20 protein-coding genes are annotated in these 22,321 nt (G+C 41.3%); 11 read left to right on the forward strand and 9 right to left on the reverse strand.

Annotated features, from left to right (window positions below; translation table 11 throughout):
* Window positions 1-464 precede the first annotated feature (464 nt).
* The 8 genes from ACQY73_RS25895 to ACQY73_RS25930 form a co-directional block, all read right to left on the reverse strand.
* Window positions 465-2,333, reverse strand: a complete 1,869-nt coding sequence (locus ACQY73_RS25895) for an ABC-F family ATP-binding cassette domain-containing protein (RefSeq protein WP_428656663.1) — start codon at window positions 2,331-2,333, stop codon at window positions 465-467.
* A 103-nt stretch (window positions 2,334-2,436) separates the two neighbouring features.
* Window positions 2,437-3,084 (reverse strand): response regulator, encoded by a 648-nt coding sequence (locus tag ACQY73_RS25900; RefSeq protein WP_428656666.1) that lies wholly within the window; start codon window positions 3,082-3,084, stop codon window positions 2,437-2,439.
* Between the two features lie 115 nt (window positions 3,085-3,199).
* Window positions 3,200-3,976: a sensor histidine kinase gene (locus tag ACQY73_RS25905; RefSeq protein WP_428656669.1), complete on the reverse strand. Its 777-nt coding sequence runs from the start codon at window positions 3,974-3,976 to the stop codon at window positions 3,200-3,202.
* Entirely contained in the window at window positions 3,973-4,788 is an 816-nt protein-coding gene (locus tag ACQY73_RS25910; RefSeq protein ID WP_428656672.1) for a sensor histidine kinase, read from the reverse strand. The genes ACQY73_RS25905 and ACQY73_RS25910 overlap by 4 nt, the downstream gene beginning before the upstream one ends.
* Entirely contained in the window at window positions 4,789-5,427 is a 639-nt protein-coding gene (locus ACQY73_RS25915) for a hypothetical protein (RefSeq protein WP_428656675.1), read from the reverse strand.
* A 69-nt stretch (window positions 5,428-5,496) separates the two neighbouring features.
* Complete coding sequence (locus ACQY73_RS25920) at window positions 5,497-5,904, reverse strand: hypothetical protein (protein ID WP_428656678.1); 408 nt, start codon at window positions 5,902-5,904, stop codon at window positions 5,497-5,499.
* Window positions 5,905-6,042: 138 nt separating this feature from the next.
* Window positions 6,043-6,849 (reverse strand): sensor histidine kinase, encoded by an 807-nt coding sequence (locus tag ACQY73_RS25925; protein ID WP_428656681.1) that lies wholly within the window; start codon window positions 6,847-6,849, stop codon window positions 6,043-6,045.
* A 621-nt stretch (window positions 6,850-7,470) separates the two neighbouring features.
* The gene (locus tag ACQY73_RS25930) at window positions 7,471-8,184 is read right to left on the reverse strand and encodes a hypothetical protein (protein WP_428656684.1); all 714 of its coding nucleotides are present in this window, start codon (window positions 8,182-8,184) and stop codon (window positions 7,471-7,473) included.
* A 501-nt stretch (window positions 8,185-8,685) separates the two neighbouring features.
* On the opposite strand from ACQY73_RS25930, the gene ACQY73_RS25935 reads away from it, so the two are divergent.
* The 11 genes from ACQY73_RS25935 to ACQY73_RS25985 all read left to right on the forward strand — a co-directional run bounded on the left by ACQY73_RS25935 (window position 8,686) and on the right by ACQY73_RS25985 (window position 21,831).
* Window positions 8,686-10,128, forward strand: coding sequence for a hypothetical protein (locus ACQY73_RS25935; RefSeq protein WP_428656686.1), 1,443 nt, complete (start codon window positions 8,686-8,688; stop codon window positions 10,126-10,128).
* 143 nt (window positions 10,129-10,271) lie between these two features.
* A complete protein-coding gene (locus ACQY73_RS25940) occupies window positions 10,272-11,912 on the forward strand; it encodes an ABC-F family ATP-binding cassette domain-containing protein (RefSeq protein ID WP_428656689.1) in 1,641 nt (546 codons plus the stop codon).
* Between the two features lie 572 nt (window positions 11,913-12,484).
* Entirely contained in the window at window positions 12,485-13,510 is a 1,026-nt protein-coding gene (locus tag ACQY73_RS25945) for a glutamine synthetase beta-grasp domain-containing protein (RefSeq protein ID WP_428656692.1), read from the forward strand.
* A 307-nt stretch (window positions 13,511-13,817) separates the two neighbouring features.
* Window positions 13,818-14,183 (forward strand): sugar 3,4-ketoisomerase, encoded by a 366-nt coding sequence (locus tag ACQY73_RS25950; RefSeq protein WP_428656695.1) that lies wholly within the window; start codon window positions 13,818-13,820, stop codon window positions 14,181-14,183.
* Window positions 14,180-15,307: a DegT/DnrJ/EryC1/StrS family aminotransferase gene (locus ACQY73_RS25955; RefSeq protein WP_428656698.1), complete on the forward strand. Its 1,128-nt coding sequence runs from the start codon at window positions 14,180-14,182 to the stop codon at window positions 15,305-15,307. The genes ACQY73_RS25950 and ACQY73_RS25955 overlap by 4 nt, the downstream gene beginning before the upstream one ends.
* Window positions 15,276-16,190 carry a glycosyltransferase family 2 protein gene (locus tag ACQY73_RS25960; protein WP_428656701.1) on the forward strand — a complete coding sequence of 305 codons (915 nt, stop codon included), beginning with the start codon at window positions 15,276-15,278 and terminating at the stop codon, window positions 16,188-16,190. Before ACQY73_RS25955 ends, ACQY73_RS25960 begins: the two co-directional genes overlap by 32 nt.
* 26 nt (window positions 16,191-16,216) lie before the next feature.
* Window positions 16,217-16,996: a class I SAM-dependent DNA methyltransferase gene (locus tag ACQY73_RS25965; RefSeq protein WP_428656704.1), complete on the forward strand. Its 780-nt coding sequence runs from the start codon at window positions 16,217-16,219 to the stop codon at window positions 16,994-16,996.
* A gap of 81 nt (window positions 16,997-17,077) precedes the next feature.
* Window positions 17,078-18,568 carry a hypothetical protein gene (locus ACQY73_RS25970; RefSeq protein WP_428656707.1) on the forward strand — a complete coding sequence of 497 codons (1,491 nt, stop codon included), beginning with the start codon at window positions 17,078-17,080 and terminating at the stop codon, window positions 18,566-18,568.
* Window positions 18,569-18,570: 2 nt separating this feature from the next.
* Entirely contained in the window at window positions 18,571-19,641 is a 1,071-nt protein-coding gene (locus tag ACQY73_RS25975; RefSeq protein ID WP_428656709.1) for a M42 family metallopeptidase, read from the forward strand.
* Between the two features lie 189 nt (window positions 19,642-19,830).
* Window positions 19,831-21,576 (forward strand): DUF885 family protein, encoded by a 1,746-nt coding sequence (locus tag ACQY73_RS25980; RefSeq protein ID WP_428656712.1) that lies wholly within the window; start codon window positions 19,831-19,833, stop codon window positions 21,574-21,576.
* Window positions 21,577-21,702: 126 nt separating this feature from the next.
* Window positions 21,703-21,831: a hypothetical protein gene (locus ACQY73_RS25985; RefSeq protein WP_428656714.1), complete on the forward strand. Its 129-nt coding sequence runs from the start codon at window positions 21,703-21,705 to the stop codon at window positions 21,829-21,831.
* Window positions 21,832-21,915: 84 nt separating this feature from the next.
* Here the strand turns inward: ACQY73_RS25985 and ACQY73_RS25990 are convergent, their stop codons facing one another.
* On the reverse strand, window positions 21,916-22,293 hold the full coding sequence (locus ACQY73_RS25990; RefSeq protein ID WP_428656716.1) for a hypothetical protein: 378 nt from the start codon (window positions 22,291-22,293) through the stop codon (window positions 21,916-21,918).
* Window positions 22,294-22,321 lie beyond the last annotated feature (28 nt).

Below are 22,321 nucleotides of genomic sequence, written 5' to 3' on the forward strand. Positions count from 1 at the left end.
TCTGCCTCCGCTTGATAACTTTCTGAAAATCATAGAAAACCCTGAGGTAAAATCAGGGTTTTCTATGAGAAATTGTTTGCCGGGCCTATTTCAATTTTGCAGAGCCAAACGGATTGGCTTTTACACATTATGTATGCACTATAAACTACCGGTTTTGGGGGCACAAAATGCCGGCAATATCCCGACCTTTGACCGATAGATTCTGACTTCCCGCAATTTGAGTTATTATGCAAAACTATTGCCTACTGCTTTTATGCGAGTTCACAAAGGTTGTTTGGTTAATCGGTATTATATGTGTGTCTTTGAATGGAAACAGGTGGTATTGATTGATGGATGGTACTAAACTTCCGATTGCGAGAAGAAAACGTAGGAAAGTGAAAAATGATACGTATTAAAAAAACTCCCAATGCTGATCCATATTTAACTGGGTCAGCATTGGGAGAAATATATACGATTAGAAGTCGTTAGGATAACTCGCTTAATTCCAGCCAACGCATTTCTTTTTCTTCTAATTTGGCGTTGATACCTTCAATTTCTTTAGCCCATTGGGTCAGGTCTTCATGTGAGCCGCTGCCGACATTAAGTTTTTCAATAAAAACGTTTTTCTGTTTTTCCAACGCTGCCATTTCGCCCTCTAATCCTTCCAACTCCTTTTGCTCTTTGTAGCTGAGTTTGCGTTTTGCGGCGGGTGCAGGAGCGCTGACTTTTTCGGCAATTACCGGTGTTGGAGCTTTGCTCTCGGTAGTTCGGTCGTTGTTTTCGGCGAGGAAGTTACGGTAATCGGTATAATTCCCGGGAAAATCGCGGATACTGCCATTGTCTTCAAAAACAAACAAATGGTCGACAAGACGATCAAGAAAATAGCGGTCGTGGGAAACGATGATCAGGCAACCGGGAAAATTCATCAAAAATTCTTCCAGAATGTTGAGCGTTGTAATGTCTAAGTCGTTGGTCGGCTCATCCAGAATCAGAAAATTAGGTTCTGCCATCAAAATGCGCAACAATTGAAGGCGGCGCTTTTCGCCCCCGCTGAGTTTTTCAATGAGTGTTCCCTGCTTGTGGGGCGGAAACAAAAAGGCGTTCAGGTATTGTGAAGCCGTTACGGTCTGACCGGTACCGAGCCGAATTACTTCTGCCACTTCCTTTACCCAATCCACCACACGTTGTCCCGGTTTGTATTCAAGATCGGTTTGTTTATAATACCCGAACTGAACCGTATCGCCGCGTACCACTTGGCCGTTATCAGGGCGTAATTCGCCGGTGATCATGTTGAGCAACGTGGATTTTCCTGCACCATTTTTCCCGACGATTCCGATTCGATCACCTTTTTTGAACGTATAAAGGAAGTTCTCAACGACCTTTTTGTCGCCAAAATGCTTGCCAACACTGTGTAATTCAACGATTTTGCTGCCAAGCCGCGCCGATTTTACGTTTAGCTCTATTTGATTGTCAAACTTGCGTTGGCTTGCTTTGTCTTTGGTATCTTCAAACGCATCTACGCGGTATTTTGCCTTAGTACCCCGCGCTTTTGGTTGGCGACGAATCCAATCCAGTTCTTTACGATACAGGTTGCGTGCTTTGTCAATTTCGGAAGCTTCAGCGGCTTCGCGTTCGGCTTTCTTTTCCAGAAAATAAGCGTAATTTCCACGGTAAGTATAGAGGGTACCGTTATCTAATTCAACGATGACGTTACAAACGGTATCCAAAAAATATCGGTCGTGCGTAACGAGCAGGAGTGTAGTGTTTTGGGTATTGAGGTAATTCTCCAGCCATTCCACCATGCTTAAGTCAAGGTGGTTGGTAGGCTCATCCAGAATCAATAGATCGGGACTTTCAATCAGGACTTTGGCCAATGCTACGCGTTTGCGTTGCCCACCCGACATGGTACCGATTTTTGTCGTAACGTCGTGGATTCCCAGTTTTCCCAAAATTTCTTTCACACGAGCCTCAAAATCCCAAGCCTGAAGCGAATCGACAAGTTCGATAGCGGCGGCAAATCGTTTGTCATCACCCGACAAAAGTGCTTCTTCGTATTCTTTGACGGCTTTTGCTACGGGATTGTTGCCCGAAAACAATACTTCCATGACCGGAAGTTGCGGGTCAAAATCGGGGGCTTGTTCAAGATAGCCCACGCGAATGTCTTTTCGTATGCTGACATTTCCCTGATCAAGGGGCGTTACACCCGCTAAAATGGTCATTAAGGTCGTTTTGCCTGTTCCGTTAGCGCCGATAAGCGCCATTTTGTCGCCGCGACTGAGGCCGATGGTCAAGTCTTTAAACAACCATTTGTCGCCAAAAGACTTGGATATATTTTCTGCTGAAAGGTAATTCATACCGCAAAGGTAGCGGTCTTTACGGTAGGAGATACTAAACTGTAACCGAAAATAGTGATTCGATCTATATCCGCCAATTATTACCGTATCGTTTTTAAGCAAATTACAGTTCAACTATTTTAAGGCGAATAGCTTCAATGACCATAGTAACGCGCGTTTTTACTCCCATTTTTTGAAATACTGATTCCCGATACCCATCAACTGTGCGCGGACTGACGCACATTTTATCTGCAATCTCAACATACGTAAGGTCGCTGCAAGCCAATTTGATAAAATCTATTTCGCGGTCATTGAGATTCAATGCATCGACAGGGTCTTGAAAGGTTTCAGGATTGAGGCTTTTAATGAGCTGGCCCGTTACGAATTCAGAATAATAGTACCCCTTTTGCACAATGGAGTCTAATGCCTGCTTGAGTTCGAAGGGCTTACAGCCTTTCAACAGATAGCCGCGTGCACCATTGCGAAGCATACCAATGATCGACTCCTCTTTATCATTCATTGAAAGTGCTAATATTTTTATTTCCGGGTAGTTGTTTTTTAACCATAATGCCGTTTCAAAGCCATTCATTTCGGGCATGCTTATATCCAAAAGCACCAACTCCGGAATCATTTTGAGTTTGATCCGATTCAGCAGTTCTTTGCCATTGTTAACTTCATACAAAACTTCATACTCTTCATATTTTTGTACTAAGCCGGAAAGGGCGCTTGCCATTAATTCATGGTCATCAACAATAGCAATAGATGTTTTCATAGTGTTTAACAAATAAGAAAAACTGAACGAAAGAATAAGCTTAGGTTTGAAAAAGAGGTCTTAAATTTATCAGGATTTGAATAAAATAAAAATATCAAACTACCGCCTTTTTAAATTAATTATTGCTTTCAAAAGCAGGGATTTTTATTTTTATTACTTTCCTTTTTTTATTTTCAAATGAATATTTCCCCCCAATAATCCCAATACGTTGCTCAAGGATTGCACTCTCTGCTCGCATACCTTCATATTGAATTAAAATAATGAATTGTGCAGGATTATATTGAAGTGTTATTACCAAATTAGCAATAGTGCCTGTATGAATCAGTCGATTGATCAATTCCTGCACAATTCGAAATAACACAATTTCTTTTTCGTATCCCAGCGAGTAGGGTATACCGGAAATCAGTAATTCGGCACTTTCTTTTTTAGTTTTTCGCATCCGTTGCAATTCAGTTCCTAAACTGCCGGTGAGATCGAAATTGTTGTACAAGTACGCTTCCAGGTTTCGGATCAATGTGCGTAGATCAGAAATTGTTTTCCCTACAATTTCATTGATCTGTTTCACATATGCCTGTTGTTCTTCATTGAGAGCGCTTTCTTCCAAGGTGCATAAATACAGTTTTGCCACTGCTAACATTTGCCCTACATTGTCATACAACTCCGCTCCGACGCGTTCAAATGCCTGTTTTTGTATTTCTATTTGTGACTCAAGTACTTCATGCTCATAATTCATTGAATTTGTACTTCCATTTGCTTTGGCTCCCATCATCTTCCCTTCTTTTATTTGATAATTATTCTCTAAAAATGCCCCATTAAATGGGTTGATACGAAAGTAGAAGGAAGAAATAATGCCTGCAATGGGAAATTCCCCGTTAGGTGCGGGTATTTTCACGGTATTTGGGGGATAACGGGGAGTTGAATCTGTATTTTTGTGCCTGTTTCCAACGTTGAATCCAGTTGAAAACTGCCACCCAACATTTCAGCGCGGTGTTGAATATTACGTAGCCCGGCACCTGAGTTGCCGAATTCTCGACTCATAATATCCTCTCTATTAAATCCTTTTCCGTCATCTCTAACGGTAAGAGTAAACAACTCCGGCGCATAGTGAAGGTATAACTTAATGTGTTTGGCGGCGGCGTGTTTGAGGATATTATTCAAAATTTCCTGTACTACACGAAAAAGCACAATTTCTTTCTCTCCCTCAAGTTTATATGTTTCTCCTTCTATCAAAATCTCGGTTTGGTACTTTCCCGTACGCCGAATACGTTGTAACTCATGCGATATACTCTCCACTAATCCGAAATCGTTGACAAAATCACCATCCAGGCTCTTTGTAAGTGCGCGAACATCCGAAATGATCCGATGAAGGATGGTACTGATCTCAATGATCTGACCTTTGGTTTTTGCGTCAGTCATTTCTTCTTCAAGTACATCAAGATGAATACCCATGACCGATAGCAATTGGCCGATATTATCGTGCAGATCTTGGCCGATTTGCTTCAATGTCTGATTCTGAACTTCAAGTTGAGCCCGTAATGTTTCCTGTTGGTAATGGGCGAGAAGGTCAATTTTCTCCCGGCGATATTCTGTTTGACGTTTTTTGAATAATCCTACAATAATAACAATGAAGAGCACCAGCATTAAAAGGAACACACTGATCGCCCCAAAAGTTAACAAATACTCGCGATTCAGGGAGTTTATCATTTATTTGGTATAACTAATGGTTTTTTGACGACAAAAAAATGCACCTATAAAAGATGAATAAAGTAAGTAATTGGTAAAGCTGCGTACGTTTCTAATTACTTCCGTCAAAATATCTTTTGATGAAAGTACATTGAACAACCCCAGTCCTACAATATTGGTTACATTGAAAACTAACAAGCCAATTGAAATCCAAACTAAAGGATAATCCAGAAATTTATGTTCGTTTACATTTTTTAATAATTCATAAAAATAAAGAAGCGTCCAAAAAGATGTCAATATGGATTTGGTCATGGATAGATTGGCACAAAACATTTCCAAAAAAGGCTCCCAAAAAATACCGTTTATAAGGGCAAATACCCAAAAAAGAAAGATGCTGTAAAACATAAAACGATACTGCCGCATTTCCAAATAAAAAGCGTAAGTGATTAACGTATATTGAACCGGGTTGTAGATATGATAGACATACACGTTGTTACCGTAGTAGGTTTTAATGTATAGAGCGACCAGTTCACTTATAAAGGTGTAAACCAATAACCAAAAAAGAATTTTAGTAGGTTTTGCTAAACGTTTGTACGTATAAGTACCGGCGCATACAGCCAAAAACTGAATAACGTGATAGATAATAGCAGTCCATTTCATAGCAGGTATCTTTATAAAACCAAAATTGGCGTTATTCTCTGAAAAAGAAAACAACGCCAATGGTAATTTTTATAACAACGGACACGGTGGCGGCGGTTTGCAGGGGTCATGCTCATCCGAGATCATGTCTTCTGTGAGGGCGGGGTCGCCGGGTGGAGTATGCTGCAATACAATCTCTTTTTGATACATGTTATTACCCAGCTCGTCAACACCTACAAAAATGATCGTAAACGATAATTCCTCCGGTTCACCGTCTTGGGCAAGATTTCGGATACCGGGATAGGCTCTGAGATCTTTGCATTCGTTCCCGAATTGGTCTTTTTGCGTTAAAACTGCCCTGATAGCTTCTCCGGAGATGTTTAAATTCTCCCAAAAGAGGGCCTTTATTTCAGGGGCGAAATGCTGACTGCCATAAGCCTTAAAGGCAGCATTGTAACTCTGCGCTTTGGCTCGCGTAATGATTCCCGATGGTGGCATAATACAAAAGGGTTAATTGGTAGATAAATCATTTAACTCCACAAATCTAATTCCTCTTTTTTGCCCTTAAAATCGGTAAAATACCCTTTGAGTATAAGAAAAATACGGTATAAAAACGGTAATTTTCCTGTTGCAATATTACGCTGTAACGGTTGGTGTAGGCAGCTCAATCTGTACGATTGTTCCTTGATTTTGGCCGCTTTTGAAAGAACAGGTGCCGCCCAGCATCTCGGTGCGGCGTTGAATATTTCGGAGTCCGGCACCGGAGTTTTCCAGCTTGCGCTCTAAAACTGCTTCATAGTCAAACCCTTTGCCGTCGTCCTGTACGAGAAGTATAAACATTTGGGGCTGATAGCGAAGTTGAACTTTGATGTGTTTGGCGGCGGCGTGTTTGAGGATATTATTGAGTATTTCCTGTACCACCCGAAAAAGCACAATCTCTTTTTGACCATCCAGGCGGTACGTTTCTCCTTCGGTCAGCATATCGGTGCGATACCTGCCCGTAGCGCCTATACGTGTCAGCTCATGGGACAGGCTTTCCGCCAGCCCGAAATTCTTGACAAAATCACCGTCCAGACTTTTACTCAAGCCCCGCAATTCGTGGATAGTTTTGTCAACAACATCATTCACCTGTCGGATTTCCTCAGGTGTAGATGCATCCTGCGTCTCCAAAATATTCAATTGAAACCGTACCACCGACAGCAATTGCCCGAGATTATCATGCAGCTCTCCACTGATATGCTGCAAGGTCTGATTCTGAATTTCGATTTGGGATTGAAGGATTTCCTGCTGGTATTGGGCGTGGAGGTTGGCTTTTTCCTGGCGGTTTTGGAGTTGACGCTTTTGGAATATGTAAAAAAATGATACAATGAAAAGTATCAGTAGCAATACTAGGAAAGTGCCTGCTATCGCAATATACGCAAATTCTGATGCTTGACTTGGCATATTAAACCATAAGCATAAAGACTGTATAGTATTATATTAAAAACTCTGATAAGAACCCAAACCTTGGCTGCTAATTCTTTATCTCCTTTGTGAATAATTTGAATAAAACCTATAATAAAAAATGAACTGGCGTAGAAAAACAATGTGCTTGTACAAATCCAAAAATGAGGATTTAGAGATAGGTCTTCATCTGTGTCATTTTGTAATAATTGAACAAAATAAGCAAACGACCAAATGCAATATAAAAGACATGCTAAAAGAATGGCATATGTATTAAGCATCTTAAAATTTTGAAAAAAAATAGAGTTGCAAATATTCCAGCATAACATAATCGGAATACTTATAACTATCCATTTCTTAATAGCTTTGCTTTTGATTAAATGATTAAAGTATAAAGAAAATAAGAGATATTGCAAAGGTAAGAAAAAAGGGAAAATCCAGCCGGCTACTTGCCTTTTTGTAAATAAAGTATAAAACCCCACTGATTCCACAATAAAAGTAATTGTCAAAAGTATAATTAGATAATTAAAGCTCCCTTTTAAGGAACTTTTGTAATATATGCCAATGACAGTACAGGTTAGCAGAGCTAACAAGTTGATAATTATTGTAAAATTGTTAAAGCTATTCATCGTATGCAGGTGGACAACAACCTGAACTAAAATCAAATGGCTCGTATGATAAACCTTTCATTTCTTCTACAGTTAGAGTTTGATATGGATCGAAACTTTCATCAGCAAATACAACTGTTAACCGCCCTTTTCTACTTCCAGATAAACGTGTCTTTCCAATCATAGTATTTTCATACATTGGTATTTTAACAAAAATTATTTTTATTTTTTTTGTCCCTGAATCGTCTGCAAAAAAATTCTTCACCTTATCTGTTATTTGATGTGAAATACCCTCTTCATCATGATTGAAATCGTTGTTGTTTATATCATCAAATTTGTTTTTTCTATCCTTATAGTTATTTTTTAACAAATTAGGGTCTTCTCCGTATGAGCTGTCAATATCTCCAATAAATTCACTAGTAGGGCTGCAATTACATTTTTTCATAACATTTATTATCGCTTTGAGCTTTTTAAATTTGCGACTAGCTCCTTGACATGTAAAGTGTACAGTCAGATAATAAGTGTCATTCAAATTTTTTATAAGGTCATGTATTTGCTTTGCGTTAAAATTAATAAATAAATCTTCTTCACTAAGATCTATATCTTCATTTCCATTGTTAGAGTTAAAATTTAAATTTCGAGACAAAAACACATCTCTCCATTTGTAATAAGTCAATAAAGGTATAGGGTCAAATTGGGCAGCGGGGTTGTTTATTAAAAACGGCATAACAGTAATTATTTAAAAGGTTAAACAAAGGGTTTGGGTGAACATCCGAAAATACATAATTCCCATGTTGTTACAAAGGTCTTTTAAGAATAAATATTTTGAAAGGGGAAATGTACGGTATTAAGAGAGAAATTTCCCGTATTTTGTGAAAAACAGCACGTAGAATTATAGGTGAGAAACCCTTTTGCTAATACGGGAAAAACCCCCTATTTCAGTAAAAGCCGATCTGCTAACTTTGTCCCGATCAAAATCGGTCAGCCAAATCGACTTTAAACTTTCACAACAATGAAAAAGGTACTCATACTATTGTCTCTTTCTGTGTTAACTCTTTTTGCCAACGCGCAGGAATATCGTCGGACTTTTGCCGGTGGTGAAATTATGGCTACTCAGCAGAGCGACGGAGCAGTAAAGATAAAATTTAAGGATAGCACTACTCAGAAAGAAGTGCAAATCTTACCTTTTACCAATCAACAATTTAAAACTGCCGCCAACGCGAGCAGTTTGGGGCTGACAGCACCTGAAATTGATGAGACTTTTATTGAGATGGTGGCTTTCTTTATTTCACAGAATGATGAACCGGAGGCGGGAAAAATAAAAATAAGCAGCCAAATCAAGGCTTATATCGAAAACCCAAAACAGGAAGATGCAACTAAAATTTCCGGCAATTTTAAGAGTTATAGCACTACTATAAAGAAGGGAGATACCTTAATAAAGGCAGCAACTGTATTAAAAGTAGAGACTGCCCAGTTAGAATTTGAAGAAGGCTTCCTGACAAATATTGTTGTAGAGACTTCAGCTAAAGACAAACGTTACTTCTTTACTAATCCTGTAAGCATTGGATTTGCTTCAAAACGTAACATAACTAACCTTAACAGCTATGAGCTAAGACTTGTGAACGTCACAGAGATGTTAGGAAGTGATGTCGCCACTCCTGTTACGATTAGATTAGGAGAATTGATAAAATTTTATGATTACACTTTACGCCCTCTTACCCGAGATTATTCCCCGAGAAATGGACGCATGTTGCTTATGCCTTCAGAACAGCCAATAGCACTCAAAAAAGAAGAGACCCAAAAATTATTTGAGGCGCATGTTTTCAGCGATTTTTTAGGATTCAATCAGGAAAACCCGAATGGGTTGATACAAACAGAGATAGCTAAAAGAATCAACACAAATACCTACCGTTCATGGGCTTATAAAAATCCTAAGTGGTTTCTGCCAAAAGTATTACGATTCGTATTAGGTGAAGGTGCCGGAGGGTTTCAATATGTACGCCCTTTTGTGAGCATTTCAAAATTTGAAGAAAATAATAAACGGCTTACAGTAAGTAGGTATATTGATAGTAAAACCAATACAGTTACAAAATATCTTACTGCTTTAGAGGTATTGCGATACCAAAATTTTTCGGCAGGATTGGACGCTAATCTGCTTTATTTTGAAAATATGCCGGGGAAATTTAATATCACAATGAACGCAGGTATTCACTTTGGAAGAACTGCACTGCGTGATTCTCTCATGAATTTTAATGAAACAAAAAAGCAATTTGAAAAAACCGGGGATGTTAAAGATTTTGGCGTTAATACGTTACAATTTCATCCCGAATTGAAGATTCAATGGTATCCTGACGAGCGTTTCGGCGTTTCATTGGCAAGACGTTGGAATTTCACTTCGATTTTAGGGAGTGCTCCCGACATCAATAAAATCGGGCAATACAAATCCGCAAATAAGGATGTAAGTTTTGACGAGTTAGGAAAAAATGGTACTTGGTTAGGCACTTGGACAATAGAAGCTTTTGTGAGTCCGGACAAAGAAGGACAAAATAAATTGTTTTTTCGCTATCGCCTGACGGGCGTGGAAGGGAACCGGAGCCTGAATTTTCAGCAGGCACAAGTAGGTTATTCTTTCTTTTTACTGAAAAACCGAGATAAAAAGACCGGCAACTGAGATCAACTTGATGGCTGTGCATTACTTTTATCTCCTATCGCCAACGAAAATGTTATTAGTTATCTGACTTCCGCTATTTGGGAACGGCCTCTGTATCTATAAGGCTTTTTTCCCCTTATCTTTGCAGCTCACATAACACAGAGATGATTTCAGTAGATAATGTAACAGTGGAGTTCGGCGGACGAGCTTTGTTTAGTGATGTAACCTTCAACATCAACGAAAAAGACAGGATAGCCCTCATGGGCAAAAATGGAGCGGGCAAATCAACCCTGCTCAAGATCATAGCAGGAGCCGATAAACCCACACGCGGCAAGATTTCCGCTCCCAATGACGCCGTCATTGCGTATCTTCCTCAACACCTACTCACCAAAGACGATTCGACGGTGTTTGAAGAAACGGCCAAGGCATTTGCCGAGGTATTAAGCATGAAAACTGAGTTGGATGAACTGAATCACCAACTGGAAACGCGTACTGATTATGAATCAGACGCCTATATGGAGATCATTGAGCGGGTGTCGGAACTGAGCGAGAAATACTACTCAACGGAAGAAGTCAATTATGATGCGGAAATTGAGAAAACACTTCTGGGTCTGGGTTTCCTGCGGAGTGATTTTGACCGTAAGACCGGCGAATTCAGCGGTGGATGGCGGATGCGCATTGAGTTGGCCAAGATTTTACTGCAAACACCTGATCTGATCCTGTTGGATGAGCCTACCAATCACCTTGATATTGAGTCGATTCAGTGGTTGGAAGAGTTTTTGATAAATACCGCGAAGGCTGTTATTGTCATTTCACACGATAGGGCATTTGTGGACAATATTACCAATCGCACCATTGAAATTACGATGGGACGTATATACGATTATAAAGTAAACTACTCGCAATACCTCCAACTGCGCAAAGAGCGCCACGAGCAGCAGCAGAAGCAGTTTAACGATCAACAGAAAATGATCGCCGAGACGACCGAGTTCATTGAACGTTTTAAAGGTACGTATTCGAAAACATTGCAGGTGCAGTCGCGGGTAAAGATGCTGGAGAAACTGGATATTGTGGAAGTAGATGAGGTCGATACATCCGCATTGAACCTTAAATTTCCACCTGCGCCGCGTTCCGGCAATTACCCGGTCATTGTAGAACAATTGAGCAAAAGCTACGGCGACCATCTGGTGTTCAAAGACGCGGCTATGACCATTGAGCGTGGGCAAAAAGTTGCTTTTGTCGGTAAAAACGGCGAAGGGAAGTCTACGCTTGTGAAGGCCATTATGGGAGAAATTGACTACGAAGGCGAAATGAAGTTGGGGCATAATGCCATGATCGGCTATTTCGCGCAGAATCAGGCAGCTTTATTGGACGGTGATCTGACCGTTTTTCAGACGATTGATAACATTGCCGTAGGTGATATTCGCACCAAAATCAAAGACCTTTTAGGGGCTTTCATGTTTAGCGGTGACAGTATCAATAAGAAAGTAAATATGTTGTCGGGTGGGGAACGCACCCGTTTGGCAATGATCAAACTCCTGCTGGAGCCCGTCAATTTATTGATACTGGATGAGCCTACCAACCACCTCGACCTCAAAACAAAAGACATTCTGAAAGATGCGCTCAAAGCTTTTGAAGGCACCATCATTTTGATCTCGCACGACCGGGATTTCTTAGACGGATTGGCCGAAAAAGTATTTGAATTCGGCAACAAGCGCGTAAGAGAACATTTAGAAGACATCAACGGCTTTCTGAGAAATAAGAAAATGGAGAACCTGCGGGAGATAGAAAGAAAAACAAAATAGCACTTGTTGCAATGCTCATTACTGCCCCGTATTTTCTCCTGTGAAATACGGGGTTTTTCTTGTGTTGACAGTCTGCTTTGTGAGTTCGTCCCACTGTTTTCATTACTTGCTGACTTACCGATTGTCCCCAACTTCATCGGTCATTAATAAACAGTTTTCAGCTCACATTTTTTTGCCGAAAACGCAACAATCTTTTTCTTCCTTTTTTAAAAGAAAAAAGCCAAAAAAGAAGGGTATATCTCTCATTTTATGACTTTTTTGCGGTCTTTCGTTTTTTTTAATATTTACGTTTTTTGATTAAAAACTCAGTTTTGTTTATTATTTTTAATCTTACTTTTCGCACATTTCCTCTTTTCATCCAAAAAGTAGGTGAAAAATCGAATAACTTAGTTTTGTACAATTTTTTAGTGCATTTATATAAAAAATGTCGTTTTCCTTGTATAATCAATGGCTAATGTTAAAAAATATAAAATTTTATTTGGTGATTATATAAAAAGACATTAGTTTTGAATCCGTAAAAAGTACAACAACACCAAGTGAATTATTCAACCACCTAAAATCATATCAAGTCAATGGCAAAGGCTAAATTAGAATACATCTGGTTAGACGGCTACAAGCCCACTCAAAGTTTGCGTAGTAAAACTAAAATTGAGTCCGATTTTTCGGGTACATTAGAAGAATGTGGCATTTGGTCATTTGACGGATCTTCAACCGAGCAGGCATCAGGCGGTTCTTCTGACTGCTTATTGAAACCCGTATTTATTTGTCCCGATCCTGAGCGTTCAAAATTAGGTACTCCCGCTTATTTGGTAATGTGTGAAGTATTGAATGCAGACGGTACTCCTCACGCAACGAATGGTCGTGCCACCATTGAAGACGATGATAACGATTTCTGGTTTGGATTTGAGCAGGAATACTTCCTGTGGAATCTTGAAACAAATAAGCCCCTTGGTTTCCCTGCTAACGGATACCCGGCTCCTCAAGGCCCATACTATTGCTCAGTAGGCGCGAAAAATGCTTACGGAAGAGATATCATTGAAGAGCATCTTGAGTATACATTGCAAGCCGGCCTGAACGTAGAAGGTATCAATGCGGAAGTGGCGGCAGGTCAGTGGGAATATCAAATTTTCGCAAAAGGTGCCAAAGAAGCAGGTGACCAAATTTGGGTTGCACGTTATATGTTGGAGCGAATCGGCGAAAAATACGGAGTAGGCATCAACCTGCACTGCAAACCACTTGGTGATACCGATTGGAATGGTTCAGGAATGCACGCTAACTTCTCAAACACTGCGTTGAGAACGGCAGGTAACAAAGAAACTTACGACAAAATTTGTCAGGCATTTGCTCCGGTAGTAGCTGAGCACATTGCTGTATATGGCGCAGATAACCATCTTCGCTTAACAGGTAAACACGAAACGCAGTCCATTGACCAATTCTCATACGGTGTTTCTGACCGTGGTGCTTCTATCCGTATCCCTATCGCTGCCGTACAAAAAGGCTGGAAGGGATGGTTGGAAGATCGTCGTCCCAACTCGGCGGCTGATCCTTACAAAGTAGCAGCTCGTATCATTAAGACCGTTAAAGGCGCAGAAATCTGATTTTTGGAATACATAGCACTAAAAAACCCCGTCTTTGGCGGGGTTTTTTGTTACAGTATAGTGTGACTTTAAGAATATACTTCCGTCTTTTTATTGGTGTTTCCTGCTTTAGAAGGATTAAAGCAAAACCTTATAATTACTTGTTTTAATTATTAAATTTTGATTAAAATTTTTTATACAATTAAGACCGTAAACTTATATTTTCTATAAAACTGTTCAAAACAAGCCGAATTACTTGTTTTTTTTTACTTTCTTTAAGGAAAATTTCGATTTTTTGTAATTCTAACTGCGTTATCTTACCTTCTATATGCCCGAATTGATTGAATTAAGTACTTTTAATGAATCCCATGGAACGCTTACCGTATTTGAAAAAATCCTCCCCGGTGACATTAAAAGAGCATTTTATATTTATGGTGTGCCTGCGGGAGCGCATAGAGCGAAACATGGTCATAAAAAAACGTGGAACGCCCTTATCCCGGTGGCAGGCAGTTGCCGAGTTGTTGTTACAACGGATGATGAAGAACAAACTTTTTATTTGAACAAGCCTTCACAATGCCTGATTATTCAACCGGGAGGTTGGCATGTGATCGATGAATTTTCTTCAGATGCCATTCTTTTAGTATTGTCAAGTGAGTATTACGACCAAGATGATTACGTATATCCAAAACCATGATTCCACACCTAGACTTAAAGCAAATAAATCGGCCCTATAAAGCTGAGATTGCCGAAGCCATGCAGCGAGTGGCCGAGTCAGGATGGTATGTGTTGGGAAAAGAAGTTACCTCATTTGAACACAACTGGGCTGCTTATTGCGGCGTTTCTCATTGCATCGGAGTAGCCAACGGTCTTAATGCTTTAGAATTGATTTTTAAATCTTTTGACTTTCCTGAAGGCAGTGAGGTGATCGTACCGGCTAATACCTATATTGCTTCTATATTATCAATTACAAGTCTTGGCTTAAAGCCTGTTTGGGTAGAACCTGATTTGAAGACGTATAATATTGACCCTAGAAAAATCGAGCGGAAAATCACGTCAAAGACTAAAGCTATTTTGGCAGTTCATCTCTACGGTAAATGCTGTACAATGAAGCCCATTTGGGAACTCGCCCAAAACTATAATTTAAAAATTGTGGAAGATGCCGCACAGGCTCACGGCGCTACTTACACAGGCCTGAAAGCAGGAAATCTATCGGATGCAGGAGCGTTTAGTTTTTACCCTACCAAAAATTTAGGCGCCATCGGTGATGCCGGCGCCGTAACGACCAATGACGCCGAATTGGCACGTAAAATTTCGAGTTTGCGTAACTACGGCTCATCCATTAAATATTACAACGACTACGTAGGAACCAATAGCCGATTGGATGAATTGCAGGCGGCCGTTTTAAATGTAAAATTGGGGCATTTGGATGCCGAAAATCAACGTCGCCGTGAATTGGCGCGTTATTTTCTTTCTGAAATCAAACATCCGGATGTGGTATTGCCAAACCTCAAAACTTTATACGAAGATGCCTGGCATTTATTCGTGGTCAGACACCCCAAGCGAGAGCAATTCATTGATTATTTAATGGAAAATGGCATTCAGGCCACGGTTCATTATCCTGTACCTCCTCATAAGCAAAGAGCGTATACTGAATACAACCATTTGAGTTTACCCATTACCGAACAAATTCACAATGAAGTAGTGAGCCTGCCGCTTAATCCTGCGTTGACCAACGAAGAAGCCGCTTATATTGTCCAAACCATCAATCAATCAGTTTTCCAATCCCATGCTGCTGTCGGTTATTATTCCGGTATATAACAGTGACCGGACCATTGGCAGACTCGTTGAGCATGTACTGGAAACGTTGGATAAGCGTACACTTGAGATCATTCTGGTCAATGACAATAGCCGCGACGAGTCTGAAAGAGTTTGCATTCAACTTGCCCAACGCTTTACGCAGGTAAAATTTATTTCATTGCGTCGAAATTTTGGGGAATTCAATGCCGTAATGTGCGGCCTGAATCATGCCACAGGCGAGTATTGTGTCATGATTGACGATGATTTTCAAAATCCCCCTTCCGAAATTCTTAAACTGGTTGCTGCGGCTCAAACCAACGAATACGACGTTGTTTATTCTTTCTACAGCCAAAAACAGCATTCGTTGTTTCGGAATCTGGGCAGCATGATGGTCAATCGACTTACCACTTGGTTGCTGGAAAAACCCAAAGATCTGTATTTGTCGAGCTTTAAACTTATTTCTAAGCCTGTTGTGGAAGAAATCATCAAATACAAAGGTCCTTATCCTTACATTGATGGATTGATTTTTCGGGTAACGCGCAATGTTGGACGTGTACAGGTTTCGCACAATAAAAGGGAAGAAGGACGATCAGGTTATACCTTGCGAAAACTCACTTCTTTGTTTCTGACCATATTGTTTGGTTATTCGCTTAAACCCCTGCGATTGCTTACCGGAATTGGATTGGTTTTCATGGGAATATCCTCTCTTTCTGCGCTGCTTGATATTACTCTTTTGCTGGTTGATGCGCAATTTTTTATTCTCAACTCCTCTCTTATTTTGCTTATTTTCCTGAGTGGAATGATACTGACGGCCTTAGGAGTGGTAGGAGAATACATCGGACGAATTTATATGGCTCAAAGCGGCCTGCCGCAATACATTGAGAAAAAAGTGGTCAATGATTAATTGTTAACCCTACGATTTATAAATCCATGATCGGTAAATATGATGAATACGAACGGATGTTCAACGCTGAACGGCATTTGTGGTGGTACAGGGTTTTACACCAAAAAGTGACAGCGCACATTCAAAAACATTTCCCAAATCGTACCGATATTTCTATTCTGGATGCAGGTTGCGGCACCGGAGGAATGCTGATGTATCTGCGAGATAATGGATTTACTAAGATCGAAGGATTTGATTTTTCGGAAGATGGCGTAGCTTTTTCAAGATCAAGAGGATTGGAAGTAACCCATCTCGACCTAAAAAAGATTTTAGAATATAAACCTGAGAAGCAGTTTGATGTTATTATTTGTGATGACGTCTTTACGTATTTCAGCGATGCCGAAATCGTGGATATATTAAAGGGGATTCATGCCAAGCTTAAACCGGAAGGTATCTTTATAACAAACAATAACTCCCACGAGGCTTTTTCGGGAATACATGACTTGGTAGTGGGAGGACAAAAACGCTTTGTTGAAAAAGATATGGAACGACTGAGCAAGAATGCCGGCTTATCCATTATCTATGCTACCTACTGGAGCTTTTTTCTTTCGCCGCTCATTATGGCGGTCAGGGCTTGGCAGCGTTTTCAATTACGCCGAGGGTGGATTGATCTTTCCAAACAGGCTTCGGATGTAGCGGTGCCGCCTTTTTTTATCAACTTACCCCTTTATTGGTTGGTTAAAACGGAAGAGATTGTTTTTCGCAAGGCACCTTTTGGCAGTTCCCTTTTTACAGTAATGAAATCGCTTGGTCAGGGGAAGAAATAACGATAAATGTATAAACCTAAAACGGTTACCGGGCTGTTAGCGATTCTCTTCATAAGTATCTTTTTACTTAGGTGGAGCAACATGATCGATCGTGAGCCCAACGTTGATACAAGTACCTGGTTGGCAAGTATTATTTCGATTGATAAATCTACTGATCCTGTTTGGACTTGGCTGAACTACACCGATGGTCGCCCACTGACCGTTTTGCCCTTATTGATCGCCCGATGTTTAGGATTTGAAGTAAGCTACCCGGTCGCTGAAGGGGTAGGGATTGTTTGTTGGTTACTATCCATTCTTATTTTATACAAAACACTTCGTTGGCTTTCGCTTTCTGCTTTCAATGCATTGATTGTCTTATTTCCTCTACCGGCTTGGTTGGGGACAACCGGCTATCATGACCATATTGCGTATAATTCGGAAGCTGTGAGTGTGCTGATGCTGATGGTAGGAGTCAGTGCGTATGTTTTTGCGTTTCATCGGCGTAGCGATGATTTGTCAATTAGCCCATTGCCGCTTGTATTTTGGTTATGTCTAGGCGCAGGATTGGGCTTATTGGTATATGCTAAGTTCCAAAATGTACCTATGGGCTTGGTCATCGCCGCTTTTATTGCGTATGAACTCATTCTTCAAAAAGCATGGAAAAGCTTAGTAGGGTTGGTCCTTGGGGGTTTTATTCCAACAATACTCATTAATGCTTATTTTGCTTGGCGCGGAGAATTGCCCACGTTCTGGAACAATTACTTTTGGTATTATTTCTATTACGGCTATTCGGATGAGTTTTCAAAATTGCCGCTTTGGCAGCGGTTCAGCCCTTGGCGGGCGGGCAGTTTGATGTGGCAAAGCAATGCGATTCGGTATGTATTTATTGGCCTATGTTTAGCCGTTTTGGTTAGTTTTTCAGGTATCGTTAAAAAGATAAATGTAAACCGAACGAATCGGCTTTTGTTGTTCGCGGTTTGTTATTTGCTCGTTACATTTTACGCTATTTTACAATCCGGCAATCCTTTCACACACTACACCCTTTTTCTACCGGTACCGCTTACATTTCTTATCGGCGTACTTTTAAGCAGATCTTCGGAAAATATCGGCGTAGGATTGAAAGATTGGGTTTTTGGAATTTTGTTGGTGAGCGGATTGGGACAGGGGGTTTTTAATCTCATTGAACGAAAACCTATTGCGCAACTTTGGCACGATGGGTTTGATAAACAGGTAGTAAAAATCATCAAAGCCAATACGACACCCGACGACCGCTTGGTGATCTGGGGCTATGCCGACCGTTTTTATGTTTATACGGGTTTACCGATGGGCTATCGGGCAACGTATACCATCGGAATCTATTGGCCAAGTGTGCTTCATGATGTACGCGTCAAAGAATTCTTACAGGACATGACTCAAAATAAACCCGCCATTTTTGTGGATCTGAACGGGAGTTTTATGAACACCGAAGGAAAAACCGAACATCAGCATGAGTATTTCCCACCGATTGCTAATTTTGTGCGACAACATTATCAATTGATCGCTCAAGTAAAGGACAGTTCGCCGAAAGGCGCAAGGATCTATAAACGAAAGTAAAAATGAACGAAAAAAGCACCGAATTTTTGTATACCTACCTCAACAATGCTTCGCCAACGGGTTTTGAATCGTCGGGTCAGCAGATTTGGTTGGACTATTTAAAACCCTACATTGACGATTATTTCGTGGATACTTACGGCACCGCCGTGGGCGTGATCAATGAAGGAAAACCTTACAAAGTTGTTATTGAAGCTCATTCCGACGAGATTTCCTGGTTTGTCAACTACATCTCCGACGATGGGTATATTTATGTGATTCGCAACGGCGGCTCGGATGCTGTCATTGCGCCTTCGATGCGGGTCAATTTGCATACCAAAAAAGGAGTTGTGAAAGGCGTATTCGGTTGGCCTGCCATTCACGTACGGGAATTGGCCAAAGATACCGCTCCCAAAGTTTCTGATCTGACCATCGACGTAGGCGCGGCCAACAAACAGGAAGTGCACGACATGGGCATTCACGTCGGAACGGTGGCTACGTTTTCAGACGGATTGTTTGAATTGAACAACCGCTTTTACGTAGGGCGCGCGTTGGACAACCGCATCGGTGGTTTTATGATCGCCGAAGTGGCGCGTCGGTTGGATGAAAACGCCATCAATCTTCCGTTTACGCTTTACATTGTCAATTCAGTTCAGGAAGAGATCGGCTTACGCGGCGCGGAGATGATCGTGCGTCGCCTCAAACCTGACTTGGCGATCTGTACCGACGTAACGCACGACACGCAATCACCGATGTACAAGAAAAAAGAACAGGGCGATATGAAATGCGGAAGCGGTCCCGTATTGTGCTACGGCCCGGCCGTGCAAAACAATGTGTTGGAAATGATGATCGGCGTAGCGGAAGAGAAAAAAATTCCATTTCAGCGCCAAGCGGTCAGTCGTTCAACGGGCACTGACACCGATGCCTTTGCGTACGCTACGGAAGGTGTTGCTTCGGCACTGATCTCTTTGCCGCTCAAATACATGCACACCACCGTCGAGACTGTTCATAAAGATGATGTGCAGAGTGTCATTGATCTCATGTACGAAGTATTGGTGCAATTGAAAGGTGACGAAGATTTTCGGTATTTGAAATAACGAACATAAGCATGGTATAAAAAGGCGAAGGTGTACTGGTTACCCTTCGCTTTTTTGTTTAAAGACGTTTCTGTCGTGTAATAAATCAACACATTTGGTTATTTTTGTTACCATTCAGCATCTTTGGTAAAACGATCTGAATTGCACTGATTAAGCCCTTTCATCATTAAACTAACTATTTATTGTTACATGTTTTCTCCTAAACACTTTTTGGCGAGCGCATTGCTTACCTTCTCAGGTTTGTCTGTTGTGTACGCCCAACCTGCTCCCATTAATTCTCTGTACCAACAAACGAGTGAAGTACATCATTTGATGGCCAATTATGCGGCTGACCGGGGAAGTCTTACGCGTTTTTACGTGATTGAAAACTCTCCCGAGCGCCGCCAACGCTTGGAAAAACTCACAAATGATTACCTCGGACAACTCCAAAAAATGGATTTTGACAAATTGCCTGTCGATAGTCAGGTAGATTATGTGTTGTTTCAACGCAACCTACAGGTGGACATTCGTGAATTAGGCAAAGAAGCAACGGAAGTGGCTCAAACTCAAGCATGGTTTCCGTTTGCCGACAAGATATACGCTCTTGAAAAATCACGCAGACGCGGTACTGCCGTCAATGGAGAGCAGATTGCCATTGAATTTAACGCACTGGCACAGGAAATAACCGAGGCGCGTAAGGCAGCGGCCAAAATGGATAAGATCGACCCCGCGTTGGCCGAGCGTGCCGCCGGAACGGCCACCGGATTAAAATCGGCGCTTAAAAGTGTTTTTGAATTCTATAACGCTTACGATCCAAACTTCACATGGTGGGTACCTGAGCCTTACAAAAAAGTAGATACGCTTCTGACTTCTTACGCCAATCTCTTCAATAAAAAAGCCAAAGCAACGGTGCCGTTCAAAGACGATGGCAGCGGCATCAACGGCGTAGCGGTGGGTAGAGACGAATTGATCCGTCAGTTGGAGTTTGAATTCATTTCATACACTCCCGAAGAACTCATCGACATTGCCAACAAAGAATTTGCGTGGTGCGACCGCGAACTGCTGAAAGCCTCGCGCGAAATGGGCTTTGGCGATGATTGGAAAAAGGCACAGGAAAAAGTAAAAAATTCCATGGTGCCTGTAGGTAAACAGCCTGAAATGATTTTGCGACTTTACAACGAGTCGGTGTCGTTTTTGAAACAAAAAGATTTGATCACGATTCCGCCCATTGCCGAAGAAACCTGGCGTATGGCCATGATGTCGGCCGAGCGGCAGAAATTCAGCCCGTTCTTTTTGGGTGGCGAAACGATCTTGATCTCGTACCCAACGGCGGCGATGTCGCACGAAGATAAACTGATGAGTATGCGCGGCAACAATCCGCATTTCTCGCGCGCTACGGTACACCATGAACTTATTGCCGGGCATCATTTACAGGGTTTCATGAACAATCGATACAAAACTTACCGTCGTTTTCGCACGCCTTTCTGGACCGAAGGATGGGCGTTGTACTGGGAAATGATCTTGTGGGACATGAACTTTCCACAGTCGCCCGAAGACAAAGTGGGGATGCTGTTCTGGCGGATGCACCGTTGTGCCCGTATTATTTTCTCACTCAATTATCACTTAGGTAAATGGACGCCACAGCAGTGTATTGACTTCCTCGTCGACCGCGTAGGCCACGAGCGCGCCAATGCCGAGGGAGAAGTGCGTCGGTCGTTTGTGGGTGGCTACGAGCCTCTATATCAGTTGGCCTACATGACGGGAGCCTTCCAATTCTATGCTTTGAAGAAAGAATTAGTGGATACCAAAAAAATGACCTACAAGCAGTTTCACGATGCAGTGATGCAGCAAAATTCATTGCCTGTGGATATGGTCAGAGCCGTGATGACCAACAAAAAATTGAGTCGCGATTATAAATCCACCTGGAAATTTTACACGCCGCCGGTGGTGAAATAAATTCGTAGGAGCAGGCCTTGCGTCTGCCCGGTTTGTGTGAAAAAATGTTTTAACCGAAAGATGTAAAATTGATAAACATAAAACCGCAAAAGGAGCTTAATCCTTTTGCGGTTTTATGTTTACATTATGGCAGAAGAATTAACCCATTGGCTCACCTCTGTTCATGTCATTGAACATCGCTTCGGTAAAATGGCCCTGCGCAAAGAGAAGACTTGCGACAGGGTTATAAAAGCTTTCATTGCTTTGGTTGTTTAAAGTTTGAGCGTGTTTTTGAAAAGCTGTTTGGAGATTTGCGTATTATTTTTTGGTGATTTTGAATAAAAAACACCTTGCCGGCTTTTACTCTTTACTTCTAAAATATAAAGCCCCCAAAGCCATAGCAGCCCAAATAGCCATATCAAAATAGAGGGTTTTGGTGGGAGGCATGTTTCTGACATTGATATTGAAAACATAGACACCAATGGCAAAAATGGTTAAAAAGGCGATGGCTAATAACCATCCCCGACGTACCGCGCTGTTGGTAGAGCGATAAGTGATAAAACCCAGATAACCCATCGCCAATTGGTAGCCACCGATAAAATTGATGGAAGAATGTTCATTCATGTTACCGACTGTGCCGCCAAAATATTCTAAGGCCATACCGGGTGCAAAAACGGCCGGTAAGCCCAATAACAGGCTGTAAGCGGATACAATGAGGATAAATGTGTTGGTCTTCATTTTTTTAGAAAGGTTTAGGTTTGAAAAA

Source organism: Runella sp. (genome assembly GCF_965279615.1).
Taxonomy (GTDB): domain Bacteria; phylum Bacteroidota; class Bacteroidia; order Cytophagales; family Spirosomataceae; genus Runella.